The sequence below is a fragment of the Natrinema soli genome (assembly GCF_028618695.1).
On record NZ_JAQIVI010000521.1, the window covers coordinates 1 to 19,877 of the forward strand.

Below are 19,877 nucleotides of genomic sequence, written 5' to 3' on the forward strand. Positions count from 1 at the left end.
CGGACCGACAGCGGCCGGCCGGCGCTGTCGAAAGGGTTCGTCGACGCCGCCCGCGACGCGATCGAGAAGAACGTGGCCGAACTCGAGCCCCGCATTCGCGACGGCTGGGACATCGTCGTCGCCGAGCCCTCCGACGCCGTGATGTTCCAGTCCGACGCGCTGGATCTGCGCTCGGGGACGTCCGCCGAGTCGTTCGCCGCAAACGCCTACGGCCTCTGTGAGTACCTGGACTCCTTCAGACTCGACGAGAACGTCGCATGGGCGGCCCCCGCCGAATCGGTCGTCTACCACGGCCACTGTCATCAGAAAGCGGAGAAGAAAGACCACCACGCGGTGGGCGTCCTCCGACGAGCGGGCTACGCCGTCGATCCGCTCGATTCGGGCTGTTGTGGCATGGCCGGTACGTTCGGTTACGAGGCCGAGCACTACTCGCTGAGTCAGTCGATCGGCGATATCCTCGTCGACCAGATCGAGGACAGTGGTGCCGACGTCGTCGCCGCGCCGGGAACGTCCTGCCGGACCCAACTCGGCGACAGCCGGATCGACCCGGTCCCGGCCGAGAGTTCGCTCGCCGGCACCTCCCTCGACAGCGAGTCGCCCCCGACGCCGGTCGAACTGCTCGCACAGGCTCTCCCGCGATAGACCCGAACGGCGGCCCGTTCCCATTGTCATCGACCGAACGGACGTCCCCGACGGCGCCCCGAACGGATGGTCCCACCTGGTTCGGCGGCAGTAGGTAGACTTTTGAGACGACCCTCACAAGTTCGCGCACGATGACAGACGACGACTCGTTCGATATCTCCCCGCGCGATATCGGCCCTCGAGGACAAGTGACGACAGATGGAGGACGTCGGGGTTCCGACGTTCGATACGCCGGAACGCGGGGCTGGAGCCGTTGCAACGCTCATCGAATCGATATCGGGCGAGAAAAACCAATAATAGGATTCGGAGGCGAGCGATGTCGTGACCCGGTGCAAAATTCCGAAGTGAAGACGCAAAACCAGGACGGCTTTACCATGGTACTGACAATCAGTTTCCAATGAAGCAATCGGAGGCAATAGAGAGGGTTCGATCACCGACGTTCGCGTTTCTCCTCGCCGCGGCCGTCGCCGTCGCAACGTGGCTGCTTGCCACGGGAGCGACGGCAACAATGCTCTCGATCACGCTCTTCTGTATCGTTCTCTGGGTCCTGGCCCCAGTACCGCCCTCGTATACAGGGTTGATCGGACTCGGGCTGATCGCCGTTACCTTCTCGACGGAGTTAGCGCTCGCCGGGTTCCAGAAACCCGCGACGTGGCTCATCGGCTTCGGCTTACTGATGGGCGAAGCGACCCGCCAGAGCGGTCTCGCGACCGGGGTCGGACGGTGGGTCGCGACCAGAACGATCGGCGAGTCGGCCGACACCGATTCAGTCCGGACGTACCGGCGGCTGTTGGTCGCGCTCTCGATCGGTGCTCACGCCCTGGCCTTCCTCGTCCCGTCGGCGCTCGTCCGCATCCTCGCGCTCGCGCCCATCCTCCGAGAGCTCGGGTCGCTGTTCGACTCTCGAGAGGCCCGGGTAGGTCTCTATCTGGGCCCGCTGTTCGCCACGTTCTACGGCTCCGCGGGGATCCTGACCGCGGACCTGCCCAATATCATCATCTCCGGATTCGCAGAATCGATCGGCGGCCACACCATCTCCTGGTCCAACTGGTGGCTCCACATGTACCCCGTGATGGGGTTCCTCCGCGTGATACTGGTCGTCGGCATCATCTATGCCCTCTTTCGGCCCCCGGTCGAATCGGGTTTCGAGCTCCCCGAGAACGAGGGATCGACCGAGACGGGCACCCAGCGACGGATGCTCGCGTTCCTGCTAGTCGGTGCGCTGATCTGGGCGACCGACTTCGTCCACGGATTCCATCCGGTGGTCGGTGCGGTCGCCGTTGTCATCATCGCGTTTCTGCCGAACGTCGGCGTCGCCGACTTCGAGACCGCCGGGAGCGACGTCGACTTCTCGATCCTCTTTTTCATCGCCGCGGTGTTCGCCATCGGTGACGGCCTGACCGAAACCGGATTCACCGACGGGGCAGCGACCCATATGCTCGACCTCGTACCGACCGATGGACCGCTCGTGGTCGTCCTCGGTGCCGTCTTCCTCGTCACGTTCGGGCTCACCTTCCTGATGGAGGGACTGGCCGTCGCGAGTGTCCTGACTCCGATCCTAATTCCGTACATAGACGCGGCCGGTCTCCCCTTTACGCCCGTTTTGCTCGCGGAAACACTGGCGCTGAGTTCGTACTTCTTCCCCTACCAGTCGGCGGTTCTCATCGTCATTCTGAACGAGGCAGACATCGAAACGCGGGAGTTAATCGTCGCGACGGTCACCTGTTCAACCGCGACGATCCTGCTCTTGCTCCCGCTGCAATTCGGCCTATTCAGTGTCTTCTACTAGCGAGTTCGCATTCGGCTTCAGTTCCGCAGGCCTCGAGTCTAACAGCGGACTACTACGCGTTGTAGGAGACAGAGATCCCAATATTGCCCGAAATGGAACGCGCTATTACTGTCCTCGTCGACGCGGTTGAGGAGCGGCTCGCTGCGACACCTTCATGGCGGCGAGCGTGCAAGAAGTGATTCGATGAGCTGAAAGCGAGATTAATAGGATAGAAACGGCTCTATTGAATCCGCAGAGGGCGACAGGATTCATTGTTTGACGGCTTGTTCGACGTTGTAGACTGCGGTTGCGAGAGTGATTTCACGGAACTGGCGATACCATGCACGCGCTCGGACGGTGGAGCCGTACGAGCGCTTGATCACTGAGTTCACGGTTTCACAGATCGAGCGCTGGTTGTAGAGTTCATCCTCGATCCGCGCATTGTGCGCGTGATCGTAGGGGGCGAAGACGCGATATTTGATCAGTGGTCTTACGCCTTCAGCACGAAGTTCTTCGCGGAAGCTCATGTCGTCGTAGCCTTTGTCAGCTGCGAGGCTGAGCAGGTCGCCGGCGTTGCGCCGAGCGACCTGCGGCCCGATGTTGGTTCCATTCGGCCACTTCGTGCTGCAGTGAACATCGATAACCGCGCCCTGCGCGGTATCGACGAGAAACGTCGCTTGTATCGTCCGTACGTTTCGGTCACAGCGGTTGAGGTAGTGGGTCGATGCTTGTCGACGGTCGAAGTACGTGGCGTCAATGGCGGCGTGACCGGACTGCTCGAGCAGCTCCGACGAGAGTCGGAGCAGCTCTCGCCAGATCCGCATCGGCGCTCGGTCAAACGACTTGCAGAGCGCGGATGGGCCGGGGAACCCGCCGCGCTCGAGAACGAGCGCGGCTCGTACCCGCTCCATCTCCTCGGCCCAATCGAGGACTTCAACGAGTGTCGCTTCCATGTGGAGCCGGAGAAAATGCAGGACAGCATGCTTCCAGCCCGCAACTCCGTTGCCGGCAGGATGGCTGATCTGCATCACCGCTGCATCAGTAAGTTTTCGTGTGATCGAGACAGCCTGTTTAACGAAGCGGAAGAGAACCTTTTGCACAAACTGGCCTCTTCCGCTTCAATTCAATCATTCTAACGACTTGTCCCGACGCCGTCGGCGGATTCAATAGAACCGATAGAAACCAATATCGAACGAAGTGAGCCGTTCACATATTGCAGATATAATGAAATTTTAATATAGTAGAGATATATAAATATGCTTGTGTTCTTGTTTACCCACCAGAAAGAGTTATGATAATCACTCCGATGACGACGACCGTCGACGCGGCGGTAAGCTTCCAGGTTATTTGTTCCAAGTGCCGTGGCATAAACAGGAACGAGAACACGATAACGAACAGTGTACTGGTGATGTGAAGCGGAACGACGATACTTACGGGTGCGAGCTCAAGTGCGAGATAATAACAGAGTAAAAATAGGGTATTCGTGATACCAGCGAGGACGAACCACTTCGTATTGTTCGAAGCAAGACTGATCGATGGTAGAACTGTACCACGATATCGGCGGTACAGAAGAAATCCAGCCGTCGCTGCAACTGTCTTAATGACGAGGCCAACTGGGGCCGGTGTCTCTGCTTCGAACCCGTAAGACGCATAGATTGGTTCAGTACCGTATGCAACCGCAGCACCGAACGGAATGAGTAATCCAGCGATCAATTTCCGACGAGGAAGCTGTTTCGAATCCTGACTCGCTTCCCAAGCAATCATACTCACGCCGGTAACAGTAAGAAGAATCCCTACCAGATGTGCAGCGGTAAGGGACTCGTCGAGGAGGATGACACCGAGTGCCGTTGCAACGATCGCTTGGGTGGCGACGATCGGTGCCGTTCTGCTCGCCCCCATTCGTTCTATACTCGTATACATTAACGCACGACCCAGTAGCGTTCCGAGTATTCCGGCAGCGATGAATGATATCACAGAAACTGTAGATATCTTAAATTTGGGATAATAAGCGACGAGAACGATTGGGAGAAGTATAGTAATATTCGTCAGCATTACGATGAGGACTGCATCAGTGGTTTTCCCTCGAGTCGTGCCAATACGAAGGCACAACTGGGACATCGCATTCGTAATTGCGGCTCCGAGCGCGAGAAAAACTGCTATCAAATGTGTGGAGTCGATAGATACCACGATAAGACGATATAGCGCATTTGATAGAGTTAGTTTATTGGATACCGGTAATAGTGTGTTACGGAAAACAGTTCTCAAATGCACGTGAGCGTCATTCACCACCTCTAGCGCCGCCTGACGATCGAGTCCGGTATGCGAAACACGGCGGTAAGGACCTCGCATTCCGACTAGTTCCAGTAGTAATCGTCTATCTGTACGGACGATAAGCGATCAACAGCCGAATCGCTCATACCGATCACGCCTCACGGCCGACTAAACGTCGTCGTTCTCCCATATGCGAACAATTATTACGCGTGTTCGTAACGTATCGATAAATGAGTACTCGGCTATTCAGAGCTCTCTTTTGGGTGCTCGCAGAGCTATTGGAGTGTGCACACGTCATTCAACGCTTACGGCTGCGGGCCACGGCCGATCTCGCGTGGCCGCGCATCATCACCGGGTTAGCTCGGATGTCAAAGCAGACTGCCGACATCGCGATGGTTGGCCTCGTCCTCGGACTGCCGGCCATCGCGTGACTCACGCGTATTGGCAACTCGGCAATCGCGTTTCACTCGGGCTCTCTGGCGGTTCAATCAGCTTCATCTCCCAGCACTACGGGGCCGACGACATCGAGCTGGCCAATAGGGCGATTACCCAGAGCTACTTGGTCGCGACGGTGCTATCGATGTCACTGGTCGTGCTCTTCCATTGGCAAGCGGAGTTCCTGATCGGGATGATGAGCGACGATCCGGCGGCGATCGAGTAGGTTAGCAGTACCCACTGGTCGTCGCGCCGGCGATCGTTTTCGAGTTTTACAACAAGGTCGCCAGCCGTATTTTCGACGGTGTTGGCGATACGTTCACGCCGATGGTGATCCGCGGTGGCGGTGCGGCAGTTAACATTGTGCTCAACGTGGTCTTGGTATTCGGTTTCGGAATGGGTGTCGTCGGTGCCGCCATTGGCACCGCCTTCTCGATCGTGCTCATCACGGTCGGACTCGTCTGGGGACTCCTCGGAAAGCCGTACTCGACAAGACGTCCGCTACCCGCTCAGCTTTCGCTTTCGAGACCATACGTCGATCCGCCACCGCTGCGATCGATCGTCTCCGTAAGCACGCCGATAATGTTCCAGCAGCTCGCTCGAACCGCAGTTGCGTTCCCGCTGCTGGCTATCGCGGACGTCTCCGGTTCCGTTGCGGTTGCCGGCTACGAGATCGTCCGCCGAACGCGTGACCAGATCAATAGCCTCTCGTGGGGTTCTCGATCGCCTCAAGCAGCCTCGTCGGGCGACACCTCAGCAGCGAGAAGCGAAGAATGTCGCCGCCGCATGCGGCGACCACGTCTTCCTTATCGCTGCTCACTTACGTCATTGCCGCTGTGTTTGTAATCGTCTTCGCGAGACAGATCGCGCGACTGTTCGTCACCGATCCAGCGGCCATAAATCTAGCTGCAACGTTCGTCGCGGTCACTGCCGTCGCGACGATCGGACTCGGCCTCGGCGAGGGGCCATCGGCGCGCTACGCGGCGCAAGAGATACACACTAGTCGTTTTACACTGCTCTTATCGATCTCTACGGGTTTGCGCTGCCGATCGCATATCTCGGTATCGTCACCCCGCTCGGCGTCATGGTGTTGTATCTCTCGTAGTCGCAGAAATGTTCGTGCCCGCACTGATCACGCTCTATCGGTACTACACCGGTGCCTGGCACGAGGTAAGTCGATCGCTACACGAGCGCTCGCAGAGCGCGATCGACTGTCGCTTCGGCATCGGATTCCGTTCGAGATATTGTCTATACCGGTAGAGCACGAATATAACTACAAATATTAAACACTCTGATGGTTGAAATGGCCTGGATTTTTACTTACCGGAGTCGGAGTCGACGTATGCCCCTCGAACTGTCGATGGCAATCGGGGATTACGACCGCGTTCGACCGCTTCAAACCGGCGAAGTAACACCCAATGGGATAGATCTTACGAGTGTTAACCGTCCTCCGGGAGAACTGTTCAAGCAAGTAGTTCGGGATCAACAGTTCGATATTACGGAGATGAGCCTTTCAACGTACACTCTCTGGGTTTCAAAAACCGACGTTCCATATGTTGGTATTCCCGTATTCCCGTCACGGCTCTTCAGACACTCTGCCATCTACGTCAACACGGAATCGGGTATCGACGAGCCGTCAGATCTCTATGGAAAATGCATCGGTGTGCTCCCGGAGTATCAGATCACGGCTGCAACGATGGCCCGAGGGATGCTCGAAGAGGAATACGGCGTCTCTCCTGAGAATATGACGTGGTACGCCGCTCGAGAAGAAAAGATGCCGACCGACTTACCGGCCGACGTAGATAAACACGTGATCAATCCGAACAGGGATCTCGAGTCGATGCTCGAGAGCGGCGAAATCGATGCGCTGCTGTCGACGCTGATACCGAACAGTCTTGGAAACGGTGTTGAACGACTCTTCAGTGACTTCAAACGGGTCGAAAAGGAGTACTACAATGAAACCGGTGTGTTCCCGATAATGCACACTATCGTCGTTCACGAAGATATCTACGAGCGTCATCCATGGGTCGTGAACTCGCTGTACGATGCGATGGAGCGAGCGAAGGAACTGGCAATCAGACGGCTGTACAATACAGATGCGCTACACGCAACGATACCGTGGCTCGTCGATCACGTAGAGGAAGCCCGTGCCGCACTCGGCGAGGACTTCTGGCCATATGGGTTCGAGCCGAACTACCACACGATCGATACGTTAACACGATACTCGTACGAACAGGGTCTCTCCGATCGAAGAGTCGAACCGGAAGAGCTGTTCGTAGACGAGTTACTGGATACCGGTTCCGAGACCCAAACTCGCGTGAAACCCGACGATGTCATCAATCCGTAACGAAACGAGTCGTAGCCTGCAACATTGAAAACCCGATTAGCAACAGATAGTCGATTAGCTCTCGATCACGGTCCGACGATCGCTCGCCGCGACTGGTAAATCGAAACAGCGAGCATTAGGACCGTTATCAGAATGAGCGCGATTGAGAGCGGTTGCGTGAACAAGATCGCGTAGTCTCCCTGCGAGACCTGAAGCGAACGATGAAAGTTCTGTTCCGCGAGGGGACCGAGAATGAGCGCGACCACCACGGCGACTCTGGACATTCCGTATTTCATCATCAAGGCACCGATAACACCGAATCCGACTGCGAGGACGACGTCATTGATGTTACCTCGAATCGCGAATGCACCCAAGAGCGAAATCATGACAACTATTGGCGCAACCGTGGTGATTCGGATCCGCGTGATCTTCGTCAGCGTGTTCGCGGTGAGCAAGCCGATTGTAGAGGTAAGGGCATTCGAGATCAACAGTGCGAATATGACGACGAATACGAGCTGAAGGTTTTCCTGGAACAAGAGCGGTCCCGGAGTGACGCCATGAATAATAAACGCACCGAGGAGAACAGCAGTTGACGCCGAACCCGGAACACCCAGTCCCAGGGTCGGTATCATTGATCCACCGTCTTTGGAGTCGTTCGCAGCCTCGCTCGCAATCACGCCCTTGATGTTTCCTTCGCCGAAACTGGAGGACTCCGACGATCGCTGTTTCGCTGTCATATACGAGATGAAATTCGCGACCGTTCCACCGGCACCCGGAATGATACCGATTATCCACCCGATAATCGAGCTCTGACCGACGAGCTTCCAGTTCGAGACGACTGAACGAGTTCCCTTCATAAGGCCTCCAGCGACTTTTGTATCGCCAGCGATCGACTGCTGCTCACCCATGAGTTTAATCATCTCAGCGATAGCGAACAATCCGATGATGAGCGGAATAAGTTGAATTCCGTCGAAGAGATACGTCGTACCGTACGTGAATCGCGCCGTTCCCGTAACGGGATTGAGGCCGTGGAACGCGAGCATCAGCCCGAAGGCACCGGCAATGAGATCCGTGAGGACCGATCCCCGCGTTGCAAGTGCGACCGTAGTCAGTCCGGCGATCGCGAGCCAGAACATCTCCGGGGAACCGAACGCTAGAGCAAGGGATCTGACGAACGGGATCGAAATCAACAGCAATGCTAATCCGAAGAACGCCCCGCTCGCTGAGGAAATGGCGCTCGCAGCGAGGGCTTCACCTCCCCTTCCCTGACGTGTCATGGGATAGCCGTCTAATAGCGTCGCTGCGTTGGGTGCGTCACCTGGTGTATTCAAGAGGATCGCCGTGATCGAACCCCCAAATGCCGTCGCACCGAGCGTGCCCGACAGGATCATCACTGCAACGTTACCATCGAACTGAAACGTCACGGGGATCAAGAGGGCTAACGCGATAGGACCACCAAGCCCCGGGAGAATTCCAACTATCAGGCCTATCGCGACGGAGATCAATAGCAGAAGGAAATTGTAGGGGTCCGTGACGACGTCGAAAGCGATGAGCATCGCCTCCCACAAGTCACCTGTCTGCTGCAATACGATTGGCTCGAGAAGGAGTTCAGTCATCGCCACCACCCCCTCGGCGCTGCGAGGAGAACACTATTGAAGAGAGCTCCCTCCCAGAGCGGGAGGGAGAGAAACTCGACGAAGAAAATCTGCACGAACGCGAGCGAGAGTGTAGTGATTAGTGTCGCTCGAAGGAGGGACTGTTCGTAGGTGTAGACGAAGAGGAATAGGAACAACAGGAACGCGTTGAGAAATCCGAAGAAGTACACTACGGTCAGCAAGCTGACGACCCAGAGTACCATTTTGAGCTCGCGTTGGACCCGTACCGTCGTCTCATCGCTCCCCTCGGCACCTTCATCACCAGCATCGGATAACGCTTCATCGGTAATACTATCGAAAATCCCGCTTCCCGAACCCGAATAGCGGGACGAAAACGTCAACACAAGGTAAAGGATGATCATCAGGATAAGCGGAACGCCGATCATGAACGGGAACAGTCGTGCATCGGACGAATAGGACCTAGCCTGGATAAGTAACCCGACCGTGTACACCAGCAGTACGACGAAAAACGCCGCCCTCCAGTACTTCGAAGAAACCCATGTAACGTATTTCGCGACCATATTGATCGGCTTCGCGATGGCGGAGACAAGCGTGAAATATATCGAATCGATCACTGACTTTATTTGGAAAAGTACGCTCCAAACCATCGTCGAATAGTCGCTATAATCAACCATTGCCATATGCCACCATCCTCCTCGACCGATATAAGACTTGCCAAAGTAATAATTATTTAGCATAGTTTGTGCGAAAATCCGACCTCTCCAAGAGCAGAATTCACAGTTACTTCCCGATATCCGAAGCCAAAGAATGCAGACCAATGACGATTAGACTCTTGATCATCAATACCACTATTGAGATCAGTAAACAAAGACGCTCTTCTGTAGGAGATTGTTGATACTGCTCAGCTGTTGCTGTAGAATCGAAGAGAGCAAGGACACCGCGTCAGCGGTGTCCGTTAGGCATGATTCCGCTAGATGTGTTTGGATCGGAATCGGTCGCAGCGAACCTGCTCTAACAGATTCGCTGGCGTAACGGTGTTACTTGCCCTCGCTGCCGTTCTGACCTGTCGGTCAACAACGGCAGCTATGGGCACTTTCAGCGCTATCTCTGTAAGAATTGCGACCGCACGTTCAACGACAAGACTGGCACGATCTTTGCCCATTCAAAAGTTGCATTCAGAAAGTGGCTGTTCTCGGTTTACGCGTTTCTCCGGTTTAACACGAGTCTTCGCCAACTTCAGCTAGATATCGACGTCCAGTACAAAACGATCTACCAGCGCGTCGAGCGCTTCACGAAGGCGCTCGACGCGCCTTCGCTCGATCTCGTCGGTCCCGTCAAAATCGACGAAGTCTATGTTTCTGCAGGGCTGAAAGGCCGCGAGCGCGACAAGAGTCGCGCTCGCGTGGCCTGTCCACACGTGGGCGAGGATCGTACGACCGGGACAAACCGCCGGTGTTCACGATCGTCGATCGTGGCACCGGCGACCGATACGTGATCTCCGCGAAATCAGCCGACGAATCGATGATTCGGCTCCTACTCGCGAACCGCGAGAAGGTGCCACTGACCGTCTACACTGACGGATTTCGTGCCTACGATCCACTCAGCGAGGACGACGCATTCGACCGCGAATACGTCGTCCACAGCGACGGCGAATACGCTGACGAAAACGTACACGTCAACACCTGCAAGAGCCACGGATCGTTGCTGCGACCGTGGCTCTCGCCTCATCGAGGCATCTCAAAAGATAAACTCACACAGTATCTCCGAGCGTTCCAACTTCGACGAAAGTTACTGCGGAAACTAGGGAGAGAAGCGCTCAAACATGCTTTCACAGCTACGCTGTGAAATCAACAAAGTGCTACACAAGAGCGAACAAAGAATTTGGTTTTCCAGATAGGTAATGACCGAAACTCAGATTTTAAAACATTGTATTTAGTTAATATGGTTTATAACTCTTCTGCGTCGAATGAACCAATCTTTTCTAAGGACCTAGCCAGTGATGGTTGCGTGAACTGCTTAACTCTATCATCGGTTGATTCGATTCGGATAATCCAACAGTGGAATGAGGGTGTTGTAGAACAACTGTCCCACCTAAGAGCAGGTTGACTAGCTCAGGCTGCCCTGCTAGACAATTCTTCGGTGGAGTCGCTCTTCAATAAAGATCGATGAAGTGTATCCAATATCTCGATAGAAAGATCGAAGTTGGAGCACAAACAATCACCACAGCAATTCTACAGTATTCGCACCATTAGACTGGAGAAAGTAGACCCCAGTGTTAATAACTGTTATGTGGAGGGATACCAAATAATGTAGTATGGAATCGACTGCTGCTGTGCTCGAATCACCGACTGATGGCAATAATTTGTCAAAGGCCACACCTGCGGCCTTCAAGACGATCGAGATTGCTGATCCAACTGGCGAGGAGGTGCTTGTCGAAATCACGGCAGCAAGTCTCTGTCACACCGATGTTGGAATTACTCGCGGCCAGCTTGAGGAATTATTCCCATTAGTAATGGGACATGAGGGCGCTGGCCGCGTGGCGGCCGTAGGCGAGGACGTCGAATCAGTTGACCCCGGCGATCAGGTGGTCCTCGGGCGGATCACCTGCGGCCGCTGTGAGTTCTGTCGCGAGGGGAACGGCCAACTCTGTTCCAAACGAACCGAGGCTCGTCGCAGCGGAACGCTCAGAACAGGCAACATCCGTTTCAGTAGGAACGGTGATCCGGTTCACCACTGTCACGGCGTGTCCTCGTTCAGCGAGTACACGCTCGTTACAGAAGAGGTCGCGATAGAGGTTGATGACAATCTCCCAGCGGAACAGGCGACGTTGCTGGGCTGTGGCGTCTTTACCGGGGCGGGTGCGGTCATGAACACCGCCGACATTGAAGCTGGATCGTCGGTCGTGGTGTTCGGTGCCGGCGGCGTCGGCCTCTCCGCAGTGCAAGGCGCCCGACTCCGCAGTGCAAGGGAGGTCATCGCTGTAGACATCGTTCAGGAGAAGCTCAAGATCGCCTCAGAGGTCGGCGCCACCCACACGATCAACTCCTCCGAGGAGGACGTGGTGGATCGCGTCCGCGAGTTTACCGACGGCGGCGTGGATTACGCGTTCGAGGTCGTCGGGAATCCACACGTTACCGAACAGGCGATCGAGTGTCTCACTCCGACCGGCCAGGCAGTTCTGGTGGGCGTTCCACCGTTGGGGAAGAGGGATATCTCGCTCGATCTCTACGATATGGTAGTTTCTGAGAAGGGCGTCGTCGGCTCATTCAACGGCTCGTACAGCCTGCCGCTGGCCATCCCAAAGCTCGCGGATCTGGCCGTGAAGGAAGATCTCCAACTGGAGCCGCTAATCACCGACCGAAAACCCCTCACGCAACTCAATGAGGCGATGCATAAATTAGAGACAGGGGCCGGAGTTCGCCAAATCATAGAACCCTAGCGATCCCTCGAGAGTATTGTTTCGGATCGGAAAACGAGAACCGTTGACTGGGCGACCCTCGCGACTAGTAGAGTTCCCGATCATGGATCGGTTCTAGATCGGCGAGGATGACCTCGTTCTCCAGCAATGTTCCGCAGCCCGGACAGTAGTATTTTCGGAACCCCATCGTAATTATTGGTGACTATTTTTAGTTGAGTTCGCCTCAGGTGTCGGATAAGTCACATCGAAGGATCGTTCGGTAATCGATCACAGAGATACGACCACATTCGGTCGATCGAGATATCGGCCAAGATCACGTCGTCGACGGTCGCCTCGAGAGTGTCTTGCGGCCCATCGAAATACGACGGCGTTCCGAGTTGCTCGGCCTGTATCTGATATCGAGCGTTCATTACCAAGTACACAGTTCCGAGAACCGCTTCTTTGAGGGATTCGCCGACGACGTTTGCTCCGTGATTCTCGAGCAATTGTGCCCGTTTATCACCGAGCGCCGCAGCCATTCGATCGCCTTCAGCCTCAGTGACGATGAGCGGGCCCATTTCCGTATCGTAATCAGAGAAGGACGGGACGCCTTCGTGGAAGAGCGCAGCGAGATGAAAGACAGGTTTGATCTCCGTATCGGTTGCAACGAACGGCATCATATCCGGTGCGTGATGGTGAACGACTGCATCGACATCGTCTCGGTTGCGGTAGATCGCTCGGTGAATCACCGTCTCGAGGTATGGTTGTTTGTCCTTGTTCTCGACGATAGTTCCGTCATACGTCATCGTCATGATGTCGTCTCGCGTAACGAGTTTCGGGCTCAGCGATCGCGAGATAAGCAACTTGTCGCCGTCAGGGTGTCGAACGCTTACGTGACCGAAACCCTCGATGATACCTTCGTTGGCGAGAACGCGATTGGCCGTTACGAGCTGGTCTTTCAATTGGGTAGTATTCTGCACGATACTCTATTGATAGCCATCACCTATCAAGATTTGGATGAGCGAATACTGTAATGGACCTATCGACCGTATAGTCTGCCAATCGACCTGCCGAGTTATTCGCGACAAACCGTAAACAGAGGATCGCAGAGAAGACTATTGTGAGAGCTGTCCAACGGACCATGTGTCGAGAAGTCTATCAGTAGGCGAGCCGACGGTGCTAACTGGTGTCGGCGAGAATGAGTGGCACGCGATCGGTGGCTGAAGATTCCGAGAGATCGAAACCGGTTACACTTCGACCTTGATGTCGTCTCCGTCGACGGTAACGTCGAAGGTACGCATCTTCTTCCCGGTCGCCGGGTTCTCGCCGGTTTCGAGATCGAATTTCCAGTCATGGCCGGGACATGTCATCCAGCATTCCTCCTGGTTTATCACCCCCGGACCGTCGGTGATACAGTGTTCCTCGTTGATCCGTTCTTGAGTGGCCGTATGGAGTCGCTGTGCTCGATGAACGCAGACGTTCTGGATTCCGTAGAATTCGCCGTCAATGTTCACGATCGCGATCTCAATGCCGCCGACTTCCACACCGAGGACGTCTCCTTCGAGGATTTCGTCGACGGATGCAACAGTGTGTTTCGTCATTGATAGCTGGTATTGGTGGTAGCTTGGTTGCGTTACAGCCGGTAGACTTCTTCGGCGTTCCCGCGGAACATGCTTTCCCTCAGATCGTCGCCGATGGCCGGATTGTCGAAGATCCAGGTCGGCGGATCGTTCGTACTGTGGGGCCAGTCCGTCGCAAACATCATCGTCTTTTCGGCCTGCTCGATCTCCAGCAACCACTCGTAATGGCGGGGATTGTCCGGGAGGCAGACTGGCTGCGTCGAGAAGTAAAAGTGATCGAACAGGTACTCGCTCGGCATTCGATCGAGGTACTTCTTGCCCTGATCGTACATCCGTTCGGCGAGTTGGATGTCTTCCGGCGTGTGCTGATAGAACTCGTCCAGTCGATACGCGACGAACGGAAGCCAATGATATCCGCCTTCCTGATAAACGACGTTAAGTTCGGGGTATTTATCGAATACTCCCGTCACGATCATGTTTACCGTGTTCATCATCGTGTGCATACAGGGAGCGAAACCGATCGCCTCGATCCACGTCCGAATCGAGCCGCCCATCGGCGTCGATGGATCGGGGTACGAGGCGACGTCCAGATGCATCGTCAACGGAAGGTCGAGATCGATCAGTTTCTCGAAGACTTGATCGTACTCCGGATCACCCAGCCGCCAGTATTTCCCAAACCACGCGTAGGCGCCGGCAACGTCTTTCTCGTCCCCAATTCGCTCTAGTTCTTCGACCGTCGCCTCGGGGTTCCAGAGCGGGATCATCATCTGGCAACGAACGTTCTCGTGGACGTTCGTGACGTTGTCGAGAACGTAGTCGTTGTATGCCCGACAGACCTCCTCTTTCATTCGCGGATAGTTCACCTGAGGGAGACTGTTCATACCAGGAGTGACCAGCGGTACGTCAGTCCCCATCTGCTCCATCATCTCGAGAATGTCCTCCCCGTCTTTTGCGGCGCCGTTCGAGTCAACACCGACGCCGCCACCCTCATTCCCCCAAGTGGGAAGCCAGTCGATCGCTTCGAACTGGTAGTGACCCAACGGACGATCTAGTTTGTCGACGATTCGATCGTCCATGTACGGGTAGAGATCTTCCAGCATCGAGAGGTCCAGATGCACGTCAGTATCGATAATGAACTCATCGTGGACCTCGTCGGGGATACCGGTGTTTTCGTTCGGTTGGAATTTACGAACCGACATAGCAGTTGTGAATGTGGACCATGTGGTCTTATAACATTTGGTTCTTTTCCTGATAGTAGAATGCCTCACGATACAAACAGAGGCACGATCACCATTTCGCATTACCGAATGCAAATGCTGGCCGATGTTCGAATACCGGGTTGCTCTGATAGTCCTAACTCAGAATGATTAGAAAACAATCATATAGGATGTGAGCAGATGATTCGGTATGGCCGAATGGCAATTTATATTATATTATTACAAAAGTATTGGTGTAAAACACGCGCCACCTCCTTGTGAGATATTCCCTACCGGGAGGCAATTGGGCCAATTTAAACGGCCGGGTATAAAGAAACCCGTCTTTTGAGGGAGTCATTCGGTAATTCCGAATAGTACTGTAGAGGATTTTCTGAACATTGGTGCTGATGCACACTAACACCCTATCATATAGTGATATTTTCAATATTTATTCTCAGTGCTTATCTTCATGGAAAGGTTTTTTATGTTCCTCGCAATATGACCACCAGTATGGGTAATGATAGAACCGTTAATCGTCGGTCAGTACTTCAGCGATCAGTTGCACTCGTGGGTTCCGCGTCCGTTATTGGGCTAGCCGGGTGTTTAGGCGGAAACGGTGGTGACGTCGATCCGGACGACTATCCCAACGGAGAGGTTGAAATGATCGTACCGTTCTCCACCGGTGGTGGATTCGACGAGTATACCCGACTTTCTGAACCGTACTGGGAAGAAGAATTAGGTGGCGATTTCGTCACCAGAAACATCGAAGGCGGCGGCGGAGCAACCGGCATCACGCAAGTGTACAACGCCGAACCGAACGGGCAAACATTCAGCATATACGACAGCTTCCAGGGAACGTCGCAGATGATTGGACGGGACGTCCCCTTCGACATCACAGAGATGAGTTACATCGGTTCAATAACTAATACGCCCGGTGCGTTCGTCGTTACTGAAGACGCTGATATAGACGACTGGGACGACTTCATCAACAGAATCGATGAATTCAACTTCGCAACGCAGGGCCAAGGTTCGTACGGACACACCGCAGTAGGAATACTGAGTCTGTATATCGACGAGATAGACGGAACCGACATTAATTACGTTCATTTCAATGGGACCGGTGAAGTGATCGCAGGATTAGAGCGAGGAGAAGCCAACGTATTCTATATTTCGACGATCACGTCGGGCGTCACCGTAGTCAAGTCCTTGGAAAACGCATCACTCTTTACGGTGTTCGAGACCGAGGACGAAATTGGAGGGTTCCTCGAGGAGGAAGGCGTCGAAACTGACTACTATTCGCCGGAATTAGACGTCGAGAACATCGAGGAATTCAACGAGTCCGCCTACGACCGCCGCTTCTTCTTGGGACCACCGGACGTTCCCGAGGAGATCCTGAAGATCCAACGAGACGGCTTCCAGTCGTTCATTAATGACGACGGATTTCAGGAAGAAATGCGAAATAGCGGTCGACCGATTATCAATCCTGGTGGACCAGACGCAGTCAAAGAATACGTGAATAACGCGTTCGAGACGCTTGATCAAGATGATCACAGGGAAATCCTCGAAAGCTATATGAACTGATCACCCCGCACGAACGATCTCTCCTGTCCTCGATCGCGCCAGTCGGGTCCTCGTTTCACACTAGCGGTTGAGTTCCGTCAGTGCTTCATCCAGCGGCAGATAATCAGATATATTTGAACTTATAGTGATTAGCAAATCTTATTGAGAAATCCACTGAGGTGATTGTCAATCCACGATGCAGCGGAACTCAGTTTCTCGGTCAGTTGGTCGAACAGTTCGTCAAGGAGTCTCCGGTACTCGTCTTCGCCGTTAACAATCAACGGCGAAGACTCCCACTTGAGACTCTTCCAGACAGGTTCGATTGGGTTGAGGTCCGGGGAACCAACCGGAAGGAACACCAGATCAATCCCGAGTTCATGAGCACGCTTGCGCGTGTGCTTGCAGACGTGTGACGAAAAGTTATCCAACACGAGCAGAATCCGCTTGCCGGGATTCTGCTCGCGGATCTCCTCGAAACACCCGCAGATTTGTTCTTTCTCCTGGTTCGGTGGGAACGACAGCACGCTCTCTCCGTTGAGCGCATAGAACCCGGCCGCTGGTGTATCGATTTTCACCAGCGGCCGGGTGATATGTGGGTCATCGACCGTGTACAGTCGCTGAGAGTTGTCCCATGGTTGTGGATGCGAGATATCGAAAAATCCCACCACAGTCCCGCCATCAGTACAGATGTCCTCATCGGTGCGCCACTCCTCTTCGTCGTCATCGTCGTCACTGTCGCGCTTATTGTGTGGCTGGTCGTGAGCATCCTCGTCGAACGCGTACTCGACGCGTTCGTCGAGGATCTCTTCGGCGTTGGCGGGTCGATCAGGCCGTTTTGTCCGAGGAATGGCGTAGGAAAGGCCGAGGTTGGATAGGAACGTTGGGAGGTAGTGTGAATGATATTCGACATCGAACTCCTCGTCGAGAAGGTGCTGAATCTCTTGTTTTTTCCACGGTTGTCTCTCACGCAGTCGATCGATGAATTCGTCTTGTTGGTCTTCGTCGAGCTTCGGGGGCCGACCGCCCCCGAAGTTCGGAGTGAGTTTGCCGAGGCCTCCTTCGTTCCAGCGGTTGACCCAGTTGGTGGCGGTGCCCTCAGATTTCCCAACGTCATCGGCAGCCTCCTTCAGCGTGGCACCCTTGTACAGCCGTTTGATGAACACGAGGCGTTCGAATTCCTTCTGATCGTCTGCCTCGCCGAGCAGACGATCCAGATCCTCTTCACTCAGGTGTCGCACAATTTTCTTCTCTCGGCCAGTCACTACACTAAAGAGATACTTCTGCTCAATAATTTTCCCGAATCACTATAGTTCAAATATATGTGACCAAAGATATATTATGAGGTGATTCCGTACTACACTGGTACCATGGCACAAATCACGCCTTCGTTCGAGGAGCCGAAACTACTAATCGATGGGGAACTCGTCGAAAGTAGCTCCGGGGAACGGTTCGAAACGATCAACCCTGCTACAGGAGAGCAACTCACAACGATTCCTCGCGGGACCGAACAGGACATTGATCGAGCAGTGAGTGCAGCGTCTGCTGCGCAGGAAGAGTGGTACTGGGAGATGACGCCGAAAGAACGCGGCGAAGCGCTCTTCGAGTTCGCCGAGTTACTCCGCGAGAACGGGGACCGATTGGGCGCGATCGACGCGGCGGATAGCGGAAACCCGTATGGGTAAATGAAGAGTGATGCGGCGATGGCTGCCGAGATCATCGAGTACTTTGCTGGGGTCGCAACGGAGATCAAAGGCGATACGATCCCGGTTTCGAACGACAATCTGAATTATACACTAGAACAGCCGTACGGGGTCGTGGGTCGGATCGTCGCCTACAACCATCCGCTGTTGTTCAGGGCGAGTAAAATTGCCGCACCGCTGATCGCTGGAAACGGTGTCGTCGGCTCTGTTGAATCGCTGTAAGGCGGTGGATTTCACTGTTTGACGGCACGTTTGATGTTGTAGACGACACACATCAGAGAAATTTCACGGAACTCTCGATACCAGCTACGCGCTCGCACGGCGTAGCCGAGCGAGCGCTTGACGGCTGAGTTGACGGTTTCGGCCATTGACCGCTGAGCGTACCGATCTTCATCAATGCGGGCGTTGTGTGCGTGATCGTACGGCGCGAAGATCCGGTGCTTGATCAGCGGGCGAATGTCGAGTTCACGGAGTCGTTCGCGGAGTTGTTGCTTGTCATAGCCCTTGTCAGCAGCCAGTGACTGCAGATCGCCCGCCGGAACGCGGGCGATCTGCTCACAAAGATCTGCGTCACTGCCTTCTAACGTCGTCGAACAGTGAAGGTCGAGTACAGCCTGCGTTGCTGTATCGACGAGCTTTGTGACTTTGAGCGTCTGGACGCGATAATTCGTTCGCTGGCAGTAGTGGCGGCTCACATGATCTCGCTCGTAGAATGTTGCGTCGATAGCAGCGTGATCGGATGGATCGTGTAGCTGCGCCGACTGGCGCAGCAACACTCGACAGACGCTCATGCTGATCCGGTCGAACGCCTTACACAACGTGGATGGCGAAGGGAGATCGGCCGCGTTGAGGCCGATCTCCCCGGTTATTTGTGGCATCTCCTTAAGCAGGTCAATCGTCATTCGGTAGGACGTATCGAGGTAAATCCGCAGACAATGCAGGGAAACGAAGGCATAGTCGGCGAACCCGCCGCCACCTTCCGGGGCGGCGGATTCGTCTCCATCGCCAGTAACGTTTTGAGCAATCGGCACAACTGCCTCAATGAAGCGGGAGATTTGGGTCATGAACAACTGAAGTCTCCCGCTTCAAGACCTTCGATTTAGCGAACCATTCCGCCGCCGTCTAGTGATTCAACACAGCCGAGCAATCACACCTACTTCTGCAGTTTATTTACGAACTTTGTTGTGATCTCTTGAATAGGAAGCAACAATTATACTGCTACGAGAGTATAAGACGAGTATGAAGACAGATCTAGCAAGGAGGTTGCACAGGTATTTGTCTCAACAGGTCGATCGCGCACTCCTCGTACTCTCCAACAAGTACTCTTCCACCGTCAAACGACGGTATTTCTTTGGGCGTGATCGCCTTTCGGTCCTACCGTTTGTC

19 protein-coding genes and 2 pseudogenes are annotated in these 19,877 nt (G+C 54.6%); 10 read left to right on the top strand and 11 right to left on the bottom strand.

Annotation, left to right across the window (positions count from 1 at the left end; genetic code table 11):
• Window positions 1-642: (Fe-S)-binding protein (locus tag PGX04_RS25575; RefSeq protein WP_273741073.1), on the top strand; the 642-nt coding region annotated here is incomplete at its 5' end.
• A gap of 397 nt (window positions 643-1,039) precedes the next feature.
• Window positions 1,040-2,431, top strand: coding sequence for an SLC13 family permease (locus PGX04_RS25580; protein ID WP_273741074.1), 1,392 nt, complete (start codon window positions 1,040-1,042; stop codon window positions 2,429-2,431).
• A gap of 248 nt (window positions 2,432-2,679) precedes the next feature.
• Here the strand turns inward: PGX04_RS25580 and PGX04_RS25585 are convergent, their stop codons facing one another.
• Window positions 2,680-3,510, bottom strand: coding sequence for an IS5 family transposase (locus PGX04_RS25585; protein WP_273741075.1), 831 nt, complete (start codon window positions 3,508-3,510; stop codon window positions 2,680-2,682).
• A 172-nt stretch (window positions 3,511-3,682) separates the two neighbouring features.
• Window positions 3,683-4,759 carry a DMT family transporter gene (locus PGX04_RS25590; RefSeq protein WP_273741076.1) on the bottom strand — a complete coding sequence of 359 codons (1,077 nt, stop codon included), beginning with the start codon at window positions 4,757-4,759 and terminating at the stop codon, window positions 3,683-3,685.
• A 152-nt stretch (window positions 4,760-4,911) separates the two neighbouring features.
• On the opposite strand from PGX04_RS25590, the gene PGX04_RS25595 reads away from it, so the two are divergent.
• Window positions 4,912-5,112 carry a hypothetical protein gene (locus PGX04_RS25595; RefSeq protein WP_273741077.1) on the top strand — a complete coding sequence of 67 codons (201 nt, stop codon included), beginning with the start codon at window positions 4,912-4,914 and terminating at the stop codon, window positions 5,110-5,112.
• Window positions 5,109-5,342 carry an MATE family efflux transporter gene (locus PGX04_RS25600; RefSeq protein WP_273741078.1) on the top strand — a complete coding sequence of 78 codons (234 nt, stop codon included), beginning with the start codon at window positions 5,109-5,111 and terminating at the stop codon, window positions 5,340-5,342. The genes PGX04_RS25595 and PGX04_RS25600 overlap by 4 nt, the downstream gene beginning before the upstream one ends.
• Window positions 5,343-5,388: 46 nt before the next feature.
• Here the strand turns inward: PGX04_RS25600 and PGX04_RS35090 are convergent, their stop codons facing one another.
• Entirely contained in the window at window positions 5,389-5,562 is a 174-nt protein-coding gene (locus PGX04_RS35090; RefSeq protein WP_465263845.1) for a hypothetical protein, read from the bottom strand.
• Between the two features lie 264 nt (window positions 5,563-5,826).
• Here PGX04_RS35090 and PGX04_RS25610 point away from each other — a divergent pair, with 264 nt between their 5' ends.
• Together PGX04_RS25610 and PGX04_RS25615 are read left to right on the top strand one after the other, a co-directional pair.
• Window positions 5,827-6,402, top strand: coding sequence for an MATE family efflux transporter (locus tag PGX04_RS25610; RefSeq protein ID WP_273741079.1), 576 nt, complete (start codon window positions 5,827-5,829; stop codon window positions 6,400-6,402).
• Between the two features lie 422 nt (window positions 6,403-6,824).
• The gene (locus PGX04_RS25615) at window positions 6,825-7,463 is read left to right on the top strand and encodes a substrate-binding domain-containing protein (RefSeq protein ID WP_273741080.1); all 639 of its coding nucleotides are present in this window, start codon (window positions 6,825-6,827) and stop codon (window positions 7,461-7,463) included.
• Between the two features lie 65 nt (window positions 7,464-7,528).
• On the opposite strand, the gene PGX04_RS25620 is transcribed toward PGX04_RS25615, so the two are convergent.
• Both PGX04_RS25620 and PGX04_RS25625 read right to left on the bottom strand, forming a co-directional pair.
• Window positions 7,529-9,058: a tripartite tricarboxylate transporter permease gene (locus PGX04_RS25620; RefSeq protein ID WP_273741096.1), complete on the bottom strand. Its 1,530-nt coding sequence runs from the start codon at window positions 9,056-9,058 to the stop codon at window positions 7,529-7,531.
• Window positions 9,055-9,738 (bottom strand): tripartite tricarboxylate transporter TctB family protein, encoded by a 684-nt coding sequence (locus PGX04_RS25625; RefSeq protein ID WP_273741081.1) that lies wholly within the window; start codon window positions 9,736-9,738, stop codon window positions 9,055-9,057. The genes PGX04_RS25620 and PGX04_RS25625 overlap by 4 nt, the downstream gene beginning before the upstream one ends.
• Before the next feature lie 338 nt (window positions 9,739-10,076).
• On the opposite strand from PGX04_RS25625, the pseudogene PGX04_RS25630 reads away from it, so the two are divergent.
• Together PGX04_RS25630 and PGX04_RS25635 are read left to right on the top strand one after the other, a co-directional pair.
• Window positions 10,077-10,903: pseudogene (locus PGX04_RS25630) on the top strand (IS1595 family transposase).
• A gap of 469 nt (window positions 10,904-11,372) precedes the next feature.
• Window positions 11,373-12,497: a zinc-binding dehydrogenase gene (locus tag PGX04_RS25635; RefSeq protein WP_273741082.1), complete on the top strand. Its 1,125-nt coding sequence runs from the start codon at window positions 11,373-11,375 to the stop codon at window positions 12,495-12,497.
• Window positions 12,498-12,561: 64 nt separating this feature from the next.
• Here the strand turns inward: PGX04_RS25635 and PGX04_RS34790 are convergent, their stop codons facing one another.
• The 4 genes from PGX04_RS34790 to PGX04_RS25650 form a co-directional block, all read right to left on the bottom strand.
• Entirely contained in the window at window positions 12,562-12,663 is a 102-nt protein-coding gene (locus PGX04_RS34790) for an acetone carboxylase subunit gamma (RefSeq protein ID WP_377043445.1), read from the bottom strand.
• Window positions 12,664-12,715: 52 nt separating this feature from the next.
• Window positions 12,716-13,435 (bottom strand): class II aldolase/adducin family protein, encoded by a 720-nt coding sequence (locus PGX04_RS25640; protein ID WP_273741083.1) that lies wholly within the window; start codon window positions 13,433-13,435, stop codon window positions 12,716-12,718.
• 267 nt (window positions 13,436-13,702) lie between these two features.
• Window positions 13,703-14,056 carry a Rieske (2Fe-2S) protein gene (locus PGX04_RS25645; protein ID WP_273741084.1) on the bottom strand — a complete coding sequence of 118 codons (354 nt, stop codon included), beginning with the start codon at window positions 14,054-14,056 and terminating at the stop codon, window positions 13,703-13,705.
• Between the two features lie 32 nt (window positions 14,057-14,088).
• Window positions 14,089-15,234, bottom strand: a complete 1,146-nt coding sequence (locus PGX04_RS25650; RefSeq protein ID WP_273741085.1) for an amidohydrolase family protein — start codon at window positions 15,232-15,234, stop codon at window positions 14,089-14,091.
• Window positions 15,235-15,741: 507 nt separating this feature from the next.
• Here PGX04_RS25650 and PGX04_RS25655 point away from each other — a divergent pair.
• A complete protein-coding gene (locus tag PGX04_RS25655) occupies window positions 15,742-16,812 on the top strand; it encodes a Bug family tripartite tricarboxylate transporter substrate binding protein (RefSeq protein WP_273741086.1) in 1,071 nt (356 codons plus the stop codon).
• A 128-nt stretch (window positions 16,813-16,940) separates the two neighbouring features.
• Here PGX04_RS25655 and PGX04_RS25660 read toward each other — a convergent pair whose 3' ends face one another.
• Window positions 16,941-18,053 (bottom strand): IS630 family transposase, encoded by a 1,113-nt coding sequence (locus tag PGX04_RS25660; RefSeq protein WP_273741087.1) that lies wholly within the window; start codon window positions 18,051-18,053, stop codon window positions 16,941-16,943.
• A gap of 105 nt (window positions 18,054-18,158) precedes the next feature.
• Between PGX04_RS25660 and PGX04_RS25665 the strand changes: the two are divergent.
• Window positions 18,159-18,713 (top strand): annotated as a pseudogene (locus PGX04_RS25665) (aldehyde dehydrogenase family protein).
• Window positions 18,714-18,724: 11 nt separating this feature from the next.
• Here PGX04_RS25665 and PGX04_RS25670 read toward each other — a convergent pair.
• The gene (locus tag PGX04_RS25670; RefSeq protein ID WP_273741088.1) at window positions 18,725-19,555 is read right to left on the bottom strand and encodes an IS5 family transposase; all 831 of its coding nucleotides are present in this window, start codon (window positions 19,553-19,555) and stop codon (window positions 18,725-18,727) included.
• Window positions 19,556-19,877: the final 322 nt, after the last annotated feature.

Coding starts and splice junctions, on each gene's coding strand:
- PGX04_RS34790 (WP_377043445.1), bottom strand. CDS start 12,663: ATGGGGTTCCGAAAATACTACTGTCCGGGCTGCGGAACATTGCTGGAG.
- PGX04_RS25645 (WP_273741084.1), bottom strand. CDS start 14,056: ATGACGAAACACACTGTTGCATCCGTCGACGAAATCCTCGAAGGAGAC.
- PGX04_RS25635 (WP_273741082.1), top strand. CDS start 11,373: ATGGAATCGACTGCTGCTGTGCTCGAATCACCGACTGATGGCAATAAT.
- PGX04_RS25650 (WP_273741085.1), bottom strand. CDS start 15,234: ATGTCGGTTCGTAAATTCCAACCGAACGAAAACACCGGTATCCCCGAC.
- PGX04_RS25655 (WP_273741086.1), top strand. CDS start 15,742: ATGGGTAATGATAGAACCGTTAATCGTCGGTCAGTACTTCAGCGATCA.
- PGX04_RS25615 (WP_273741080.1), top strand. CDS start 6,825: ATGCTCGAAGAGGAATACGGCGTCTCTCCTGAGAATATGACGTGGTAC.
- PGX04_RS25625 (WP_273741081.1), bottom strand. CDS start 9,738: ATGGCAATGGTTGATTATAGCGACTATTCGACGATGGTTTGGAGCGTA.
- PGX04_RS25670 (WP_273741088.1), bottom strand. CDS start 19,555: ATGACCCAAATCTCCCGCTTCATTGAGGCAGTTGTGCCGATTGCTCAA.
- PGX04_RS25620 (WP_273741096.1), bottom strand. CDS start 9,058: ATGACTGAACTCCTTCTCGAGCCAATCGTATTGCAGCAGACAGGTGAC.
- PGX04_RS25595 (WP_273741077.1), top strand. CDS start 4,912: ATGAGTACTCGGCTATTCAGAGCTCTCTTTTGGGTGCTCGCAGAGCTA.
- PGX04_RS35090 (WP_465263845.1), bottom strand. CDS start 5,562: ATGAGCACGATCGAGAAGGCGGTGCCAATGGCGGCACCGACGACACCC.
- PGX04_RS25590 (WP_273741076.1), bottom strand. CDS start 4,759: ATGCGAGGTCCTTACCGCCGTGTTTCGCATACCGGACTCGATCGTCAG.
- PGX04_RS25580 (WP_273741074.1), top strand. CDS start 1,040: ATGAAGCAATCGGAGGCAATAGAGAGGGTTCGATCACCGACGTTCGCG.